The following is a 15,251-nucleotide window of genomic DNA, read 5'->3' on the forward strand; positions in this document are numbered from 1 at the left end:
CCTCATGGCGTGCTCTCCGGTCTGTTGACGGGGGGCCTGGCCAGTACCAGCAAGAACTCGCTGACGGGGCGACCCTGGGCCACCCCGGCCGAGGCCTCCCGATGAATCCGTTGCTTGAAGGTACCTTGCTGCCGCAGCTGCTGCTCGAAGTGCGACAAAACCCCGGGGTGACTGGCCTGACCCGTCAGGCGAAATTCGTCTTTCAGCTGCGAAGCCTCTTTCAGGACCACGCCTGACGGCGTGGCGTGTTCCAGCAGGACAAGAAGACGCAGCGCGTCGTCGTGCCCGGTCTGCCAGCGCTGGCGCCACCAGAGATCGCTCTGGGCGGGCGCGGTGACCTCGTGTGTCGTGGTGATTTGCGTGGTCCGGCTGCCTTGCACGATTAGCCAGCCGACTAGAATGAAACACTGAGGCAACAGCAGGGCGAGCAGCCAGCGGCGTCGACAGAGGGCACGGTCGGCCTGCTGCTGATGCAGCAGATTCAGTCTGGCCCATGGACGTGCCGGCGGTGTGGGCATGCCGGCCATCAGGCAGCACCCAATGCCAGCCCGTAGGCAACAAAGAGGGTCGAGGCGTTGGCGGCTAGTGGACGGCGGTCTTGTTCATTGACCAGCCGTATGCCGGCAAAGGGATTGCTGCAGTAGCGTTGCTTCGGCCAGCGGGATTGCAGCGAGGCCAGCAAGGGCTGTGTCTGGGCGGCCGGCCCGGCCAGATAGAACATGTCCGGCAGTTCTCGCGCCAGTTGTTCGTGCAATTCGTCGGGGTTTCCGGCTTGTTGCACGGCGTGGGAGAACGGCGTCGCGGGCTCCTGATGCCACCACTGAATGGTTTGTCCATTGATCATGATCAGAGCGCAGGATTGGCACTCGGCCTGCAGCCAGGAGGGGGTGTAGCTGCACGCGGTGAGCATGGCCAGGCAGTCGATCTGTAGCTGTACCGGCTCCAGTCCGGCTCGTGTCAGCGTGTCGAGTAAACCGGTCAGATAGGGGGCGGGCAGGGAGGCGACAAGCCGCCTGGCGGGTTGTTCATGGTTGTCGGTCAGGAGCATTTCGGCCTCAACCCGGCCCATGGCGGGTGTGGCTGCAGCGGGGGACGTCTCAATCCGCACGGTGGCCGGGGGGATCGGCACAGACACCGCCACCCGGGTTTCGCTGAGGCCCAGGCGTTGCCAGGTTTCCCGCAGTCGAAGGGCGGCGGCTTCCGGCGAGTCGGTGGGCAGAGAAAGGCAGGCGTGGGCATGCAGTACCGGGGGCGCCCCGGCGTTCGTGCGCTCAAGCGAGACCAGGGCCAGGCGCTCGGTTCGCCATTCCAGCCCGATCGCGATGGTCGCAGGTGCAGGCCGAGTCAGATTCATCAGTTTTTGGCGCCACAAGATCCGTATCCTCCCTGTCGCGGCATGTCCCGAGACAGGGATAGCCAGGTTTTTATCAACTGGGCGTCACACGTCGTATAATCCGTGTTTCAGCGAAATACTGGAAAACCATGTTTAAACGAATATTTGCGATTCTGGCAGGGCTGTTTCTGGGTGGGGTGGTGCTTTCAGCCGGGGCCCTGGCGATAGCAATCATCATAACGTACCCCCGCCTGCCCAGCCTGGACGTGCTGACCGACTACCGGCCGAAGATCCCGCTGCGTGTTTACTCGGCGGACAATGTCCTCATCGGGGAATTCGGCGAGGAACGCCGGTCGTTTCTGCGCATCCACGAGGTGCCGCAGCAGATGATCAATGCCCTTCTCGCGGCAGAAGATGCGAACTTTTACCAGCACAGCGGGGTTGACTATACCGGTGTGATGCGCGCGGCGATTGGCAACCTGCTGACCGGCCATGCGCGCTCTGGCGCCAGTACCATCACCATGCAGGTGGCGAAGAACTTCTTCCTGTCCAGCGAGAAGACCTTCACGCGGAAATTCAACGAAGCGCTGCTGGCTTTCAAGATTGAGCATGCGCTGTCGAAAGATCAGATCCTTGAGCTTTACTTTAACCAGATCTATCTCGGCCAGCGTGCCTACGGCTTCGGTGCCGCGGCCCAGGCTTATTATGGGAAAAATCTGCAGGATCTGACTGTTGCAGAAATGGCCATGCTGGCCGGCTTGCCCAAGGCGCCCTCCGCCTACAACCCGATCGTCAATCCGGAGCGGGCCAAGCTGCGTCAGGAGTACGTTCTGCGCCGGATGAAAGAGCTGAACTTCATCAACGATGCCCAGTATCAGCAGGCCATGGCGCAAAAGCTGGTGTTTGCCGGCCAGACCGACAACAACGGCTTCCCGGCTCAATATGTGGCTGAAATGGTGCGCCAGGCCATGTATGACCGCTTCCGCGAGAATGCCTATACCGAGGGTTACCGGGTCTACACCACGATCGACAGTCATCACCAGCAGTGGGCTTATGATGCCCTGCGCGCCGGGCTGATTGACTTTGACCGCAAGCATGGCTATCGCGGGCCGGAGAGTTTCGTCGACATGAACAACCTGCAGGGCGAGGACCTGGACATGGCGCTGGATGATGCCCTGTCCGAGATCCGCGACAGCGGGGACATGCAGCCTGCCATCGTGCAGAGCGCCAATCAGGGCGAGGTGCGTGCCTACATGCGCGGTGGCAAGATTGCCATCATCAATGGGGCAGGGCTCGACTTCGCCCGCCGAGCGATAGGTTCGCGCGTGCCGGCGCAGCAACAGATTCGCCCGGGCGCGGTGATTCGCATTCGTGCCAATGAAAAGGGTTACTGGGAAATTGTCCAGATGCCGGAAATCGAAGGAGCCTTCGTCTCTCTGGATACCCGGACGGGCGCGATTCGTTCGCTGGTGGGGGGCTTTGACTTCAACCGCCGCAGCTTCAATCACGTGACCCAGGCCTGGCGTCAGCCGGGTTCGACCTTCAAGCCCTTTATCTATTCTGCGGCGCTGGATCGCGGTCTGACGGCATCGACCATGATCAATGACGCCCCGTTCAGCTTCGACCCGCAGGATGGCTCGGGCAAGATGTGGACCCCGCAGAACGATGACGGCAAATTCATGGGCATGATTACCATGCACCATGCCCTGGCGCTGTCGCGCAACCTGGTGTCGGTACGTCTGCTGCAGGCCATCGGTACTGACTATGCCCAGCAGTACATCCAGCGTTTCGGCTTCTCGGCCAAGCAGCATCCGGCCTACCTGCCGATGGCTCTGGGGGCAGGTTCGGTGACGCCGCTGCAGATGGCGGAAGCCTATGCGACCCTTGCCAACGGCGGTTACCGCACCCATGCCTACTTCATTGATCGCATCGAAGACTCGACCGGCCGTGTGCTGGCCAAGACCCAGCCTGTCGTGGCCGGTCAGGGCGGCACCCCGGTGATCGACCCGCGCAATGCCTTCATCATGACAAATATGATGAAGGATGTGATCAGATACGGTACGGCCACGCGCGCACTGGTGCTGGGACGCAGTGATATCGCCGGCAAGACCGGTACCACCAGTGACTTCAAGGACGCCTGGTTTGTCGGCTTCAATCCGGGGCTGGTGGCAGCCACCTGGGTCGGCTATGACCAGCCGCGCAGTCTGGGGCGGTATGGCTATGGCGGTACCGCCGCGCTGCCGATCTGGATCAACTACATGGCCAATGCCCTGAAGAAGGAGCCGGAGGTTGACCTGCCAATGCCGGCGGGCATTACCGTCAAGCCTGGCGCGGGTATGCGGGGGGGGGACGAGTATTACTACGATGAGTTCCAGACCCCCAATCCGGACATCAAGATCAACAATCGCGGCACCGTTCCGGTGGCCCCGGATGCCTCTGCCATCCTGGGCGGCGCGGACCCTGCAGCCACCCCGGATGCGCCCCCGCCGGCTGATGCCGTCGAGAAGGTCAAAGACCAGTTGTTCTGACCGTCTGTTGTCTGTTCCAACTCACACCCCTCGCCTGCGCGAGGGGTTTTTTCTTGTCCTGAATCTATCATCAAGATTTGCATCGTCTGATTGAGTACCCTGCATGCACCAAATACACATGCGGGGCAGTAGTGATGATAAGTTCAGTCGTGGTGATCGATGACCACCCCCCTATCCGGATGGCTCTGAAAACCTATCTGGAGCAGGATGGTCGTTGTCGTGTGGTCGGAGAAAGCGGTGGCGCGGATGCGTTGGCATGTGTGCGTCAGCATGTGCCGGATCTGGTGATTCTCGATCTGGCCCTGTCTTCCTTTGACGGACTGGGCCTGATCCGTCAGGTTTGCCTGGTTGACAAGAAAATCCGGGTGCTGGTTCTCAGTTCACGCGAAGAGAAAATCTATGTGACGCGTGCTGCCGAACAAGGGGCCTGCGGCTATGTCAGCAAATCCAGTTCGATGCAGGAGATCCTGTACGCGGTACAACTGGTTCGTTCCGGCTATCGCTGTTTCCCCGTGGGCAGCCAGCAGGTGGCGCAGGAAGTGCCGGTACTGAGCCGGCGCGAACTGGCCGTCTTGCGCTTTATCGCCGGCGGCAGTCGAAACAAGGAAATTGCTTCGGCACTCTGCATCAGCCCGAAGACCGTCAGTACCTACAAAATGCGTCTTCTGACCAAGCTTAACCTCAAGACAACGCTGGACCTGGCGGAATACGCCCGCATGAACGGCTTGTCCTGAACCCCTGCAGGATCTTGATTTTGCTTGTCAGATTAATCTGATTTAATTGATTGTCATCCTTTATCACAATCCATACATCGTTTCCTCAAATCTGCCCGATAGGCTGGGAAGCATGGCAACAGACTGTGAGTAAGGAGAATCAGATGGATGCAAGACTACTGATGCAAGTCGGCGAACTGGGCAGTGGCCTGGCGGTGCTCATCGTCCTGTGCTGCTACGTCAAGCCCATATACTGGGCCGTCGTCTGCAAGATTTGGCACTTGATGGTGTCCGGCCACACCATCGAGCGCACCCTGTGCGCGGTGGAAACCGAGTTATCCCGCATCGGGATGCCACAGACCCAGTCGCCGGCAGAACCGGCTAGCGGAGAAGGGATGGCCACGGCCTGGCAATGGCTGGTCAGCGCCATCTGTGGCGGCAGCCAGCAGTACCGTCCGACCCATGTCCTGGCCATGGCGGCAGGCCTGGCAAGCAACGGCGCATTGTGCACGGTGGGTTTGCCGCTGGTTGAAAAGCTGGCGCTGCTGCAACAGGCCAGCGAGCGACTGCAACCTGCCCAGGCGATTCGTTTCCAGCATGCCCTGCATGGAACCTCCCGGTTGATTGCAGCCGCCCGCTACGACTGAGGCAAGTCTAAGATCCTCAGAACCGGCCCTGATGATAGTCTTCGAAAGCTTGTTCGAGCTCTTCGCGGCGATTCATCACGAACGGTCCCCACTGTGCAATCGGTTCATGCAGTGGTTGTCCTGCAATCAGCAAGAGTCGGCTCTCCGTCTCGGCCTGCAGGCGGACGCCCTGCTGATCACGGCCATTCGTCAGGACGGCCAGCGTTCCCTTGCTCACCGCGCGAGCGGTCTCATCCATGGTGACCTGCCCCTCATACACATAGGCAAAAGCATGATGCGTCTCGGGCAGAGGGACATGCAGCGTCGCCCCCGCGGCCAACTGAATATCGAGGTAAAGGGGGCGGGTGCTGATGCCGCGGATCGCCCCCTGCTGACCGTCATATTCGCCGGCGATCAACGAGATCATCACCCCGGGCGCCGGCGAGAGACGCGGAATCTCGCTGTTCTGAATGCCCCGATACTGCGGGTCACACATTTTTTCTCTGGCAGGCAAATTTACCCATAGCTGGAAACCGCGCATGCGGCCTTCTTCCTGTTCCGGCATTTCCGAATGCACCACCCCGCGGCCAGCCGTCATCCACTGCACATCTCCCGGGCCCAGAACGCCCTCGTTGCCAGCATTGTCCCGATGGCGCATCCGTCCATCCAGCATGTAGGTGACCGTTTCGAAGCCCCGGTGAGGGTGTGACGGGAAGCCGGCGATATAGTCGCCTGGCTGGTCAGAACCAAACTCGTCCAGCATCAGAAAGGGATCCAGGCGCTGCTGCAGGTTCTGTGTCAGCACACGCTGCAGCTTGACGCCGGCCCCATCCGATACCGGCATGCCGCGGTGCAGGCTTTCCACTCGACGCAACTGATTGATGGTTTCCATTGATCTCTCCTGTTGGATGGCTTTGTAGGACAGATTATTGATCTTGATTCATCGATAAAAAAGCGCAATTATTCGACTATATAAATCGAAAAAATCGATATGAATCTACCCAAGACCCGCGCCGCCCAATGGCGCATGTTGCAGGCGGTCGTCGATCACGGTGGTTTTGCCCAGGCCGCCAGTGTGCTGCACCGCAGCCAGTCCTCGGTCAGTCATGGCATCGCCACCCTGCAACAACAACTGGGACTCACCCTGCTGGAGCCGCAAGGTCGACGCATGGTACTGACGGATGCCGGACGGACTTTGCTCCGGGATGCCCGCGAATGGCTGGCGGGACAGGAGCGTCTGGAGATGCGTGCGCAACAGCTGCGTCAGGGCTGGGAAAGTGAAGTGAGGTTGGCGGTAGATTCGCTGTTTCCGGCCGGGATCCTGCTCGGGGTCCTGCAGCAGTTTGCCAGTCTTTGTGGTGATACCCGCCTGCAGCTGCACGAAGTCGTCATGTCCGGGGCGGATGATGCGCTCTATGGCGGCCAGGTCGACCTGGCCATTGCCACCCGCGTGCCGAGCGGCTTTCTCGGGGATTGGTTGCTGGATGCCGGCTTCCGGGCGGTGGCGGCGCCAGAGCACCCGCTACTGGCTCTGGGGCGTGAATTGCATGCAGCGGATCTGGTCGCCCATACCCAGGTCGTGGTGCGGGATTCGGGAGAAAACACCCCGCGCGACGCCGGCTGGCTGGGCGCACGCCAGCGCTGGACCGTCAGCAAGCAAGAGACCTCGCTGGCTGCCGTGCTGTCCGGGCTAGCCTTTGCCTGGCTGCCCGAATCGATTCTTGCCGAACCACTGGCGCAAGGCCGTTTGCTTCCCTTGCCCCTGGCCAACGGTGCCGAGCGCACCATGCCGCTGTATCTGATCATGGCCGAGCCCGCCAGCAGCGGCCCTGCCACCCGGCAACTGGCCGAGCTGATCCGGCAGTCAGTCCTTACTCATCAATGATATGGTCAAAGCGAACGTCGGCACCGAGCACGCCCAGCAACTCGCCACGGGCGTCAAACAAGGGAGCGGCGACCGTGAAGCCATAATTGCCGGTCTGGATTGAGCGGTAAATATCCGACACGAACAACTCGCCACGACGGGTCGCTTCCTGGAACCAGCGACGCTGGTTGCAGTTGAACCCAATCGAACCCGGATCGCGTCCCGACGTCGATACGTCTGCCGTCAGCTGCACACCACTTTTGTCCGTTACATAGCAGATTTCCAGTGCCGGCAGACTCTGGCACAGGCTGGCCAGCTTGCTTTCCAGATCACTGCGCTCAAGACGGCTGAGTCCCCATTGCCTGATGGCAGACTCGACACCCTCACGGATGTGGCGATGCCCGGCAAAGCGGAATTCCCCCACCTCGGTCAACAGCAGATCACACTGCTCGCTCATCTGCGTGGCGCTGGCCGCCAGCGTCCGCGACCCTTCCAGCTGCAGTTGCGAGCTCTCCACCACGGCACCAATCTGGTTGGCGATGGCACGAACCTTCTCATTCTGCGCACTGCTGGTGTCGGCGATCATCTGCACACTGCCGATCAGGGTGTTGATATCCCGCGAGGCAGCCTCAATCGATTCACCCGCCTGCTGGGAGACCTCGATCCCCGAGTGAACCTGGACCGACATCGCCGTCATGGTTTCGCTGGAGGTCGTCACCTGTTCCTGAATCGTTGCCAGCAGGGCTTCGACATTCTGCGTGGCGCTGGTGGTCTGGTCTGCCAGCTTGCGCACCTCGTCCGCCACCACGGCAAAACCGCGGCCTTGTTCGCCGGCGCGCGCCGCTTCAATCGCGGCATTGAGCGACAACAAGCGCGTGCGGTCGGCAATGTTCTTGATCAGCTCAACCACTTCACCAATCGAGGCGGAACTGGCTTTGAGCAGGGCCATCTGTTCTTCCAGTGCTGCCGTACTGGCGCCAATAGCCTGGATCTGGTTACGACTCTGCAGGTCACTGGCATTGGCACTGGCCGCCGCTTCAGCCACCTGGCGCGAGAAAGCCGAGGCTTCGCGTGCGCTCTGGGAGATGGCTTCGACCGTCTCAGCCAGTGTCTGGCTGGCCGCCGCAATCTCTTCGGCATTGCCTTGCTGAGCGCGGGCACGTTCTTCCAGCAGTTTTGACAGCTTGGCCAGCTCCGGGGCCTGCTGAGACAGCTGGATGGTGGTACGGGCAATCTTGACCAGCGCGCTATGGAAGCGTGTCAACAAGGTCTTGATCAGGCGACCGATCCAGCCCAGGCTGCCTTGCTCTTCCAGGGTGACGGTCAGATCAACCCCGTCGCGCGTTGCCGTGGACAAAGGTTGCAGATATTTGGTCAGTTTGTGCGCAGATAAAAACATAGAACCCCCAAAAGCGGACAGCACGGAAGCGCCTGCGACGGCCATCCAGTCCGAAAACCTGACATGGACAGGCCTCCAGGGCGAATCATGGCATGGTGAGTGCCGTGCAAAGTTGGTCTGAATCAAACTAACATTATTAAGTTACATTAATTAATCAGTATCGCTTTAGCCTTATGTCATGAAATATTCAGGTGTACCGGTCGCGGTGATAAACTCTGTAAATATAATGACTTTAGTTGAAATTTATGCCGTTGAAGATTCCGCCTGCCATGATCACACCGTTGATCGTTGCAACGGCCCTGTTCATGGAAAACATGGATGCCACGGTCATCTCCACCTCCTTGCCGGCGATTGCCGCCGACCTGCGGATTGATCCGGTCTCGCTCAAGCTGGCGCTGACATCCTATCTGGTCAGTCTGGCGGTCTTCATCCCGATCAGTGGCTGGATGGCCGATCGCCATGGCGCCCGCCGCATCTTCAGACTGGCCATCCTGGTCTTCATGCTGGGATCGCTGTGCTGTGCCCTCAGCGCCACCCTGTCGGGCTTCGTTCTGGCCCGCTTCGTGCAGGGGATCGGCGGCGCCATGATGGTCCCCGTGGGACGACTGGTGATTGTGCGCAGTACCGCCAAGGCAGATCTGGTGCGCGCCCTGAGCTATCTGACCATTCCCGCCTTGCTCGGCCCGGTGATCGGTCCGCCGCTGGGCGGCTTCATCAGTACCTTCTTCCACTGGCGCTGGATTTTCTTCATCAATCTCCCGATCGGCATCGTCGGCATCGTGCTGGGCGGTCGCTACATTGCCAACCTGAAAGACGCGCAGTTGCCGCCGCTGGATATCCGTGGCTTTCTCCTCAGCGGTGTCGGTCTGTCCGCGCTGATGCTGGGGATGGCGGCAGAAGGCAAGCATCTGATGTCGGGGACGGTCACCTTGCTGGTGAGCGTGCTTGGCGTCGTCTTGCTGCTGGGCTACTGGCGTCATTACCGGCATACTGCCAAGCCCCTGCTGGACCTGTCGCTGTTTCGCCTGCCCACATTTCACGCCAGTGTCATTGGTGGCTTTGTGTTCCGCGTCGGCATCGGCGCCACCCCGTTCCTGCTACCGCTGATGCTGCAATTGGGCTTTGGTCTGACGCCTTTCGCCTCTGGCATGCTGACGTGTTCGACGGCCATCGGTGCCATCTTCATGAAAACCATTGTGATGAAAGTGCTCGAACGCTTCGGATTCCGGCGCGTGCTGATCGTCAACAGCATGCTGGTGGCGCTGTCGATTGCCGCCTATGCGCTGTTTCGTGCCGAGACGCCACATGGCTGGATGCTGCTGGTGTTTGTGCTGGGTGGCTGCTTGCGCTCGCTGCAGTTCACCAGCCTGAACGCCATCGCCTTTGCCGATGTCGACGCGGCGCGCATGAGCCATGCCACCAGTCTGTCTGCCGTGATGCAGCAACTGGCTGCGGGCATGGGGGTCACCATCGGCGCCTTCGCCTTGCAAGGCATTGGCTGGTGGCGTGGCCATGCTGCACTGGTCAGCAGCGACTTTGCCCTGGCCTTTCTGTTCATGGGCGTACTGACATGGTGTTCAACAGTCTTGTTTCTGCCGCTGCCGCCGCATGCCGGTGCGCAGCTTGCCCGACGCCCTTCCCCCTGAGGAGAAATCATGACAAACGAAACCAGTGCAGGCTGGTGCATCCAGCAGCAGCTCAACCGTTTTGCCAACTGCTTTGATTTGAAGTCCTGGGACGAGATGGCCGAATGTCTGGCCGAGACGCTGTATACCGATTATTCCGATTTGCGTGGTACACCGCCCGAAACCCTCAGCCGCGAACGTTATATCGCCCTGCGGCGCGAGGCGCTGGATGGCCTGAAAACCCACCATCTGTATGCCAATCATGAGATCACGCTGAACCAGACAGGGGCTACGGCCAGGGTCTCCGCCCTGATACAACGCCTGAGTCCGGATGGTCAGGTGCTGGACACGCATTGCGTTTACCTGTTCGAACTGGATCAGCACGGAACAAACTGGGTGATCCGCGCCATCACCCAGAAAGTGCTGTGGACGCAGGGAAATCCGGCGATTCATGCCGGGATCGGACGTCAGGATCCTTCTCGGCAAACTACCAGCTGATGGTACGTGCCATATGGGTCTCGATCGCCCAATCCTTCTTGTACTGGTGATAGTTGCGGCCGAAAGAATAGCGCAGGGGGATTTTCCAGTCCTGGCTCTGCTGCCAGCAGGCGGAGAGGTTGAGCCATGTCACCACATTGCCCGGTGACAGGTGCTCCCACTGATGGTCGTAGCCGCCATTGATGTACTCGACGGCGTAACAGCGCGCCGACCGTGCCGTCAGCAACAGCTGATAGGCGGCCGGCTCACCATTCATCAGCGCCACATGGCCGGTCATCAGCGGGAAGAGTGCCTCGAAAAAGCGCGGCAGTGTCGCCAGGGTGTGGTGCGGCTTGTTCCAGCGACGCTGGAACACATCGGCGTAGACGGCAGCCAGCTCCGCCGGAGTGAACTGATCGATGCGCCGGATTTCGCCACCATCACGCTCCCAGACCCGAGCCTGAGTACGGCGCCGCTTGCAGGTGCTGGAGGCCAGTCCATCCGGCCCCAGTCCTTTGGCCAGACAAAGCCAGCGTTTGTTCAGCTTGAGTGTGGCATTACTGACCTGGGGGGCACTCAAGGGCGACAGATAGCGGGTCTTGAAGCCGATGGCGCCACGAAAACCGGCAGACAGGGGCAGGATGATCTCGGGAACGCCAAAGTCGCAGCGTGCATCAATACCGAAATGTACCTGCGCATCATGATCACCTGCCAGATAGTTGCCCCAGGTCGCCATGGCGGCCAGCGGTTCGCCCTGCTTGTCCCACTTGCCATAGAACGCCGGCCGGCAACCCGTTTCTTCCGCGATAAATTCAAGTACCCGGGGATGGGTGATCACCCCGCCGCCGTGATTTTGCCATGCGGAGGCATACAGATCGGCAGGGAGGGTTTTCCAACCAAGAGCGCGCAGAAAGGACATATCGTTACCTGGAGCAGGGGGAGCAGGGGCGGCCTCAAGTCGAAAGCCGTATGTGAATTGCCGGACATATTACTATATCGTCAAATACCCGGCAAAAAGGCGCCGTTACCCCCAGCCTCCCGGGCGACCTGCCAACTGACTCGCAGCAGGGACGCCAGGTAAGTCGGACCGACTTGCTGCTGAGCGTCCCTGCGCTTTATTGCAACCAGACGAATCCGGCCATGACCTCGATCAGGGCATCCTGCCAGCTTTGCGTGTTCATGATCGCCTCCAGCAGGCGACAGTCCGACGGACGGGCCTCGCCTGTTTACGTTCCGGTGCCAGGCAGGGCAGTGCCTGCCTCCTTGTTTCTTTATAACGCCTGTCGCCGAGTTTGCCGTTCGGGTCGCGGTATCAGGTCAAGACCGGATAGTCTGCCGTTCCCGGTACGCGCACCATGCCGCCATGAATCCTGTCCCTGCGACCTTTCCTGTCTTTCACTGGCTGGCGGAACAACTGCAGACACCGGACTGGCAAGCCCGCAGCCTGATCCTCCAGGGGCAGCTGGGCGAGCAGTGTCTGCGTGCGCGGCAGTTTGCACATGGCTTGGCGGTCGCCATCAGCGTGGATCGTCCGCCCAGTCAGTGCCGCGCAGCCTGCCTGCTGCTGGCGGCGACCCCCGAGGCCTGTGATGACGCGCTCTATCTGGCAGAGGGCAAACTCTGGCTGTGGCGACGTTTTGCCCCGGCGCTGACGCTGGCTGAATTTGACCTGCTGTTCAAGCAGCAGCAGATCATGGTGCAACTGCTGGCCTGGCGTATCTCGCGTGTCGAGCCGGTTTCGCGGACATGGGGAGGGCGGCTGTGAGGCGATTCGGCATTCTGCTCGCGCTATGTTCGGCGCAGGCCTGGACTCAAGCGATTCCCTGGCAAGGACCGGTATTCTTCCTCACCAGTCGGCAGATGCCGCTGGCCGAGGTGCTGGGCGAGCTGGGCGCCAACTATCGCCTGCCCGTGGTCGTCAGTCCGGCCATCCGCGACAGCTTCAGCGGCCGGCTGGCTGAAACGCATCCCGGCGAGGCCCTGTCCACGCTGAGCCGGCAGTATCAGCTCATGCCTTACTACGACGGGCAGGCACTCTACCTCTATAAGGCCGAAGAAATGGATCGCAGTGTGCTGACCCCGGCAGCCTTGCCGGCGGCCACGTTGCTGGCCCAACTGAAGGACGCCGGCCTGAGTGATGCGCAGGCTTGCCGGTTGTCCTTGCTGGATCAGAGTAATGCGCTGCAGGTCGCGGGTGTGCCTGTCTGCCTGAGTCGCCTGACGCTCATGGCCAAGCAACTGGATAGCCAGTATGCCGAACAGGCACAGCGTCAGGATGTGGTGCAGGTTTACCCCCTGCGCTATGCCAGTGCGGCGGACAGCAGTTATAGCTTCCGTGGCCAGAGTGTGCTCGTGCCGGGCATCGTCTCGGTGCTGCGCGACATGACGCACAGCCCGGCATCCGGCACCGGGGGGGCTGCGGTGAAGACAGCCAGCGGCCTGCCAGTGTTCTCGGCTGACAGCCAGCGCAATGCCGTACTGGTTCGTGACCTGGCCAAAAACCAGAACGTGTACCGCGATCTGATTCGTCAACTGGATCATCGGCCAACACTGATCGAGATCTCGGTCGAGATCCTGGATGTCGATGCCGCCGATATTGATCAGCTTGGCGTCGACTGGCAGGGTAATGCCGCCATCGGCGGCGGTGCCGTGGCCTTCAATGCCAATACCGGTTTGTCGGGGGGCAGCTTCTCCTCCCTGGTGTCCAACACTCAGTCCTTCCTGGTGCGGCTCAGTGCCCTGACGGCACGTTCGCGTGCCCGCATTATTTCCCGACCGTCCGTGGTGACGCTGGATAACGTGCAAGCGGTACTGGATCGCAACATCACCTTCTATACCAAGCTGGCCAGCGATAGCAATCCGCAACTGGCCTCGGTCTCTGCCGGCGAGTTGATGCGGGTGACACCGCGGCTGATCCACGAGCCGGACCAGCCGGAAAGGGTATTGCTGACGTTGAATATCCAGGACGGTCGGCAAGCGCCGCCGGTCAGCGAGGTCGAGTCTCTGCCCCAGGTGCAGAATGCCGAGATCAGTACCCAGGCCACGCTGCAAACCGGCCAGGCGCTGTTGTTGGGCGGCTTTGTCGAAAACGAAGCGGTGCAGGGGGAGCGCAAGGTGCCACTGCTGGGCGACCTGCCGCTGTTGGGGGGGCTGTTCCGCAGCAAGGCGACCAGCGGACGCAGCATGCTGCGCCTGTTCCTGATCCGTGCCGAACCACGCGCGGTCTAGCCCGAGATGGATCCACGACCCGCCTGTCCTTACCAACTCCTGCTGCTGAGCGGCCCGCTGGCCGGTCGTACCCTGCCGCTGGCGATTGGCACCCTGACCGTGGGCGATGAGGCGTCCGATCTTGCCCTGGGCCTGGAGGGCGGGTGCCAGGCACACTTGCAGATCGATGAGGCAGGCATCGCGCTGTCAAACGCCATTCCTTGCTGGGTGAATGGCCTGCCCCAGCCGCCCGGACTGCTTCCCCTGGGCAGCCTGATTGATCTGGCGGGCCTGCACTTTGTACTGGCGGCGGAGGGCGAGACGGTACAAGCCCTGCCGCTGCTGCCCAGAGCGGTCCGGGCAGCGTCCCGGCCGCACTGGCCCCTCTGGCTGGGGCTGAGTCTGCTGCCACTGCTCATCGGCAGCGCATGGCTGCTGTTCGCGCCGCCGCCGGCATCGGATCTGCGCTGGCTGCAGCAAGCCAGTGCGCACTGGCCAGGTCTGCAATGGCAGACCATGGCGGATGGCAGTCTGCAAATTACCGGGCAGTGCACAGACAGTCGCTCTCTGGCCGGTTTGCGGCAGCAACTGGCACGGCACGGTGTTCGCTACCGCTGGCAGGTCTCCTGCCAGGATGAATGGATGGCCAGTGTGCGGGCGCTGCTGCAAAACCATGGCTATGCCCAGGCTCAGCTGACGATCACGGCCGACGGCATTCTGCAGATTGCTGCCCCCTGGCGCCAGGGAGGGTCCCTGGCAAGTCTCATGGCGGGGCTGGATCAAATACCGGGCTTGCCTCACTGGCAATTGCGGCCACCGGATGGCGTTCCGCTGGCGAGCATCGTGGCAGCCCTGCAGCAACTTGGCCAACTCGATGGCCTGAGTGCCCGGCATGGCGCACAGGGCTGGTTACTTTCCGGTGCCCTGTCGCCAGCGCGCTGGCAACGACTGCGACAAGCCATGACCGATCCGCAGTCCCCTTTGTACGCCAGTCGCTTGCTCGATGCGCCCGAGGCGCCGACCTACGTCGAGGGCTTGTCAGATCAGATGGCCGCCATCGGCGGCAGCCGAGAATCCCCATTCCTGATCATGCGTAACGGCCTGCGGCTGCAAGTAGGTAGTCAACTGGCGGGCGACTGGCAGATTCTGGCCATTTTTCCCGATGGGGTGTCCCTGCTCGGGCGTGACAGCCTGCTGTTCTGGCGTGTCGATGGCTGAGTGCGATGCCGTTTGCCTGACTGCGCTGGAGACACGGCTGGCCGAGGATGTCTCGGGGCGGGTTTGTGCTGAATGGCTGCGCCTGCTGGAGGGGGCGTCGCTGGCCTGCCGGCGCCAGATGCGTCAGGGGATGAACGCCAGTGCACTGGCGGCCTGCCAGCGGCGCTGCCAGTCGCTGGAGGCGGCGATGTCGGTGATTCGTGCTTTGTGGGCCCGTCACCATGGTGCAGCGCGCTAATCAGGTGATGACCCGATAGGGGG

Annotated in this window: 15 protein-coding genes; 10 read left to right on the forward strand and 5 right to left on the reverse strand. The window is 61.3% G+C overall.

Going from position 1 to position 15,251, the window contains the following annotated elements; genetic code table 11:
• Positions 1–2: 2 nt before the first annotated feature.
• Entirely contained in the window at positions 3–518 is a 516-nt protein-coding gene (locus tag AACH39_RS13585) for a PilN domain-containing protein (protein ID WP_338620373.1), read from the reverse strand.
• Positions 519–526: 8 nt separating this feature from the next.
• A complete protein-coding gene (locus tag AACH39_RS13590; RefSeq protein ID WP_338620375.1) occupies positions 527–1,372 on the reverse strand; it encodes a hypothetical protein in 846 nt (281 codons plus the stop codon).
• A 110-nt stretch (positions 1,373–1,482) separates the two neighbouring features.
• Here AACH39_RS13590 and AACH39_RS13595 point away from each other — a divergent pair, with 110 nt between their 5' ends.
• From AACH39_RS13595 to AACH39_RS13605, 3 genes are all read left to right on the forward strand, one after another.
• Positions 1,483–3,861: a penicillin-binding protein 1A gene (locus AACH39_RS13595; protein WP_215778691.1), complete on the forward strand. Its 2,379-nt coding sequence runs from the start codon at positions 1,483–1,485 to the stop codon at positions 3,859–3,861.
• Positions 3,862–3,995: 134 nt separating this feature from the next.
• The gene (locus AACH39_RS13600; protein ID WP_215778689.1) at positions 3,996–4,595 is read left to right on the forward strand and encodes a response regulator transcription factor; all 600 of its coding nucleotides are present in this window, start codon (positions 3,996–3,998) and stop codon (positions 4,593–4,595) included.
• Between the two features lie 143 nt (positions 4,596–4,738).
• The gene (locus AACH39_RS13605; RefSeq protein ID WP_215778686.1) at positions 4,739–5,221 is read left to right on the forward strand and encodes a hypothetical protein; all 483 of its coding nucleotides are present in this window, start codon (positions 4,739–4,741) and stop codon (positions 5,219–5,221) included.
• A gap of 16 nt (positions 5,222–5,237) precedes the next feature.
• On the opposite strand, the gene AACH39_RS13610 is transcribed toward AACH39_RS13605, so the two are convergent.
• Positions 5,238–6,092: a pirin family protein gene (locus AACH39_RS13610; protein WP_338620378.1), complete on the reverse strand. Its 855-nt coding sequence runs from the start codon at positions 6,090–6,092 to the stop codon at positions 5,238–5,240.
• Between the two features lie 99 nt (positions 6,093–6,191).
• On the opposite strand from AACH39_RS13610, the gene AACH39_RS13615 reads away from it, so the two are divergent.
• Complete coding sequence (locus AACH39_RS13615) at positions 6,192–7,085, forward strand: LysR family transcriptional regulator (protein ID WP_215778682.1); 894 nt, start codon at positions 6,192–6,194, stop codon at positions 7,083–7,085.
• Here the strand turns inward: AACH39_RS13615 and AACH39_RS13620 are convergent.
• Entirely contained in the window at positions 7,072–8,463 is a 1,392-nt protein-coding gene (locus AACH39_RS13620; RefSeq protein ID WP_215778680.1) for a methyl-accepting chemotaxis protein, read from the reverse strand. The two genes, AACH39_RS13615 and AACH39_RS13620, sit on opposite strands and share 14 nt — an antisense overlap.
• A 269-nt stretch (positions 8,464–8,732) precedes the next feature.
• On the opposite strand from AACH39_RS13620, the gene AACH39_RS13625 reads away from it, so the two are divergent.
• Both AACH39_RS13625 and AACH39_RS13630 read left to right on the forward strand, forming a co-directional pair.
• Positions 8,733–10,109, forward strand: a complete 1,377-nt coding sequence (locus tag AACH39_RS13625; protein ID WP_215782736.1) for a DHA2 family efflux MFS transporter permease subunit — start codon at positions 8,733–8,735, stop codon at positions 10,107–10,109.
• Positions 10,110–10,118: 9 nt separating this feature from the next.
• Positions 10,119–10,586 (forward strand): nuclear transport factor 2 family protein, encoded by a 468-nt coding sequence (locus AACH39_RS13630; protein WP_338620381.1) that lies wholly within the window; start codon positions 10,119–10,121, stop codon positions 10,584–10,586.
• Here AACH39_RS13630 and AACH39_RS13635 read toward each other — a convergent pair.
• Positions 10,576–11,484: a GNAT family N-acetyltransferase gene (locus tag AACH39_RS13635; RefSeq protein ID WP_338620383.1), complete on the reverse strand. Its 909-nt coding sequence runs from the start codon at positions 11,482–11,484 to the stop codon at positions 10,576–10,578. The genes AACH39_RS13630 and AACH39_RS13635 overlap by 11 nt on opposite strands.
• Before the next feature lie 444 nt (positions 11,485–11,928).
• Between AACH39_RS13635 and AACH39_RS13640 the strand changes: the two genes are divergently transcribed.
• Genes AACH39_RS13640 through AACH39_RS13655 form a run of 4 tightly spaced genes read left to right on the forward strand, consistent with a single transcriptional unit; the run spans position 11,929 to position 15,228 of the window.
• Positions 11,929–12,330, forward strand: a complete 402-nt coding sequence (locus AACH39_RS13640) for a hypothetical protein (RefSeq protein ID WP_338620385.1) — start codon at positions 11,929–11,931, stop codon at positions 12,328–12,330.
• The gene (locus tag AACH39_RS13645; RefSeq protein ID WP_252346099.1) at positions 12,327–13,793 is read left to right on the forward strand and encodes an EscC/YscC/HrcC family type III secretion system outer membrane ring protein; all 1,467 of its coding nucleotides are present in this window, start codon (positions 12,327–12,329) and stop codon (positions 13,791–13,793) included. Before AACH39_RS13640 ends, AACH39_RS13645 begins: the two co-directional genes overlap by 4 nt.
• Before the next feature lie 6 nt (positions 13,794–13,799).
• The gene (gene sctD / locus AACH39_RS13650) at positions 13,800–14,990 is read left to right on the forward strand and encodes a type III secretion system inner membrane ring subunit SctD (protein ID WP_338620387.1); all 1,191 of its coding nucleotides are present in this window, start codon (positions 13,800–13,802) and stop codon (positions 14,988–14,990) included.
• Complete coding sequence (locus AACH39_RS13655; RefSeq protein ID WP_338620388.1) at positions 14,983–15,228, forward strand: EscE/YscE/SsaE family type III secretion system needle protein co-chaperone; 246 nt, start codon at positions 14,983–14,985, stop codon at positions 15,226–15,228. Before sctD ends, AACH39_RS13655 begins: the two co-directional genes overlap by 8 nt.
• Positions 15,229–15,251 lie beyond the last annotated feature (23 nt).

It is taken from the genome of Paludibacterium flexuosum, from assembly GCF_037076605.1.
Classification (GTDB): domain Bacteria; phylum Pseudomonadota; class Gammaproteobacteria; order Burkholderiales; family Chromobacteriaceae; genus Paludibacterium.